Annotated in this window: 2 protein-coding genes and 1 pseudogene; 1 reads left to right on the top strand and 2 read right to left on the bottom strand. The window is 73.8% G+C overall.

The genetic code is table 11. The features are described 5' to 3' along the window. Both ABT336_RS27280 and ABT336_RS27275 read right to left on the bottom strand, forming a co-directional pair. Nucleotides 1-560, bottom strand: a pseudogene (locus tag ABT336_RS27280) (anibiotic ABC transporter); the annotation flags it as partial. Further along, nucleotides 557-1,501 carry an ABC transporter ATP-binding protein gene (locus tag ABT336_RS27275; RefSeq protein WP_350900452.1) on the bottom strand — a complete coding sequence of 315 codons (945 nt, stop codon included), beginning with the start codon at nt 1,499-1,501 and terminating at the stop codon, nt 557-559. The pseudogene ABT336_RS27280 and the gene ABT336_RS27275, both read right to left, overlap by 4 nt. 106 nt (nt 1,502-1,607) lie before the next feature. Here ABT336_RS27275 and ABT336_RS27270 point away from each other — a divergent pair. Beyond that, nucleotides 1,608-2,391: TetR/AcrR family transcriptional regulator (locus ABT336_RS27270; protein WP_350900450.1), on the top strand; the 784-nt coding region annotated here is incomplete at its 3' end.

The raw sequence follows: 2,391 nt of genomic DNA, 5'->3' as shown, positions 1-2,391 counted from the left end.
CGGGAGGCGTCGGTGAGCTGCGCGGTCACCGCCGCGACGGCGGCGAAGCAGACCCCGACCCCGCCGACGGCCGCCGCGGCGGCGACCGAACCGGCCACCGGCAGACCGGCGGCGACGAGCGCCCCGGCGGTCAGCGCGGCGGTCAGCAGGTTCGCCCCGAGGACGACGAACAGGGCGGCGGTGAGCAGGGCGTACCGGCCGAGGGCGGCGGAGCCGAGCAGTTCGGCCCGGCCGGTCTCCTCGTTCTGTCGGGTGTGCCTGACCACGGCGAAGGAGCTGAGCAGGGCGGCCAGGACCGACAGGGTCAGGAAGGACTCGGCTGTCACCACCGAACCGACCCCGGTGCCGTGGACGGGGCCGTTGAAGGCGCGGGCCACCACACTGGCGGTGGCGGTGGCGACGTACCCGATTCGTTCCCGCTCCCCGGGGTAGAGACCGGCGACACTGGCGGCCAGGCCCCCGGCGAGCAGCGGGGTGCCCAGGATCCAGAGGGGAAGCTTGACCCGGTCGCGGCGGACCGCCAGCCGGACCAGGCGGCCGGTGCCGGTGAGGGCGCTCATCGTCCCTCCCGGCCCGTCGTCGCCGCCTCGACCGGGGTACGGGGGGCGGCGAGGTCGGGGCCGGGCCCGCCGTAGTGGCGCAGGAACAGCTCCTCCAGGGTCGGCGGAGTGCTGGTCAGCGACCGGACCCCGAAGGGCAGCAGGTGGGCGAGAAGGTCGGCGAGGTGCTGCGGCTCGACCTCGACGTGGGCGTGGTGGTCGCCGACCTGGACCGGGTGGGTGCCGGGCAGCCGGTCCAGGCCGGTCACCGGGCGGTCGGTCTCGACCGTCACCGAGGTACGGGTCAGGTGGCGCAGCTCGGCGAGGGTGCCGGACTCGACGGTGCGGCCCTCCCTGATGATGCTCACCCGTTCGCAGAGCGCCTCCACCTCGGCCAGGATGTGGCTGGAGAGCAGGACGGTCCCGCCGTCACGACTGAACCGCTGGACCTCGTCGCGGAACACCGACTCCATCAGCGGGTCGAGCCCGCTGGTCGGCTCGTCGAGCACCAGCAGCTCCACGTCGCAGGCGAGGGCGGCGACGATGGCCACCTTCTGCCGGTTGCCCTTGGAGTAGGTCCGGCACCTCCTGGTGGGGTCCAGCGCGAACCGGTCCAGCAGGTGGTCGCGGCGGCTGCGGTCCAGGCCGCCGCGGAGCGCGCCGAACAGGTCGATCGCCTCACCGCCGGTGAGGTTCGGCCACAGGCTCACGTCGCCGGGTACGTAGGCCAACCGGCGGTGCAGGGTGACGGCGTCCCGCCACGGGTCGCCGTCGAGCAGGCGTACGGTGCCGGTGTCGTGGCGCAGGAGCCCGAGCAGGATCCGGATGGTGGTGGACTTGCCGGCGCCGTTGGGGCCGAGGAAACCGTGCACCTCCCCCGCCTCGACCTGTAGGTCGAGTCCGTCGAGGGCCCGGGTGGCGCCGAAGGTCTTCACCAGACCGCTTACTGAGATCACGCTCATGGAAACTCCCGTCGTCGGGCGGCGGACCCCTCCACCGTACTGACCGCCGGTCAGACAATTCAAGTCGACACCGACTTCCGGTCAGGGATCGGACTACGATCGGCGGGTGGACAGCGCAGCGCCCGACACCCGGACCCGGATCCTGCGGACCGCCCTGGACCTCTTCGCCGAGAAGGGCTACCAGCGCACCTCGCTGCGGGAGATCGCCGAACGGCTCCGGCTGACCAAGGCGGCGATCCTGTACCACTTCCCCAGCAAGGAACACCTGGTGATCGACCTGGTCGAGCCGCTGCTGAGCGACCTGGAGGGGCTGCTCGACACCGCCGAGCACCAGCCGCCCGAGCGGGCCCGGTGGGTGGTCGTCGAGGGGTGGATCGACGTGATCCTGGCCCACCGCCGGTCCCTGGGGATGCTCTTCCACGACATCAGCATGTTCTCCCACGGTCCGACCTTCGCCCGTCTCCTGCAGATCGCGATGCGGGCCAACGAACTCGTCGCCGGCCCCGACGCCGGCCGCCGCGACCAGGTCCGGGCGGTGCAGGCCATCGCGATGTGCAGCGACCCGGTCCTGTTCTTCAACGACGTACCGGACGAGGTGCTGCGGGCCGACATGCTCGACGGCCCACGCCGCCTCTTCGCCGACCCCACCCCGGCCGCCACCGGGACGCCTCCCGGACCCGCCGGGACCGAACCGGTCGGGGCCGGAGCCGGGATCGCCGAGCCGGGCGCGGCCGTCGGAACGGGCGGGGGCGGGCGGATGCCGGTGGAGGGCGGGGCCGTCGGACCAGGTGGGGCCGTCGAACCGGTCGGGGGCGGGCGGATGCCGGTGGAGGGCGGGGCGGGGCGGCGGGGTGGCCCCCGGCGGGCCGGACGCCCCCGGGCGATGAGCC

The organism is Micromonospora sp. NPDC000207, assembly GCF_040300925.1.
In the GTDB taxonomy this organism is placed as follows: Bacteria; Actinomycetota; Actinomycetes; order Mycobacteriales; family Micromonosporaceae; genus Micromonospora.
The sequence above is the reverse complement of the archived record's forward strand: the minus strand, read 5'-3'. Positions and strand labels throughout refer to the sequence as shown.

Excerpts from the sequence above, each read along its gene's own strand:
- ABT336_RS27275 (WP_350900452.1), bottom strand. The coding sequence starts at position 1,501 with ATGAGCGTGATCTCAGTAAGCGGTCTGGTGAAGACCTTCGGCGCCACC.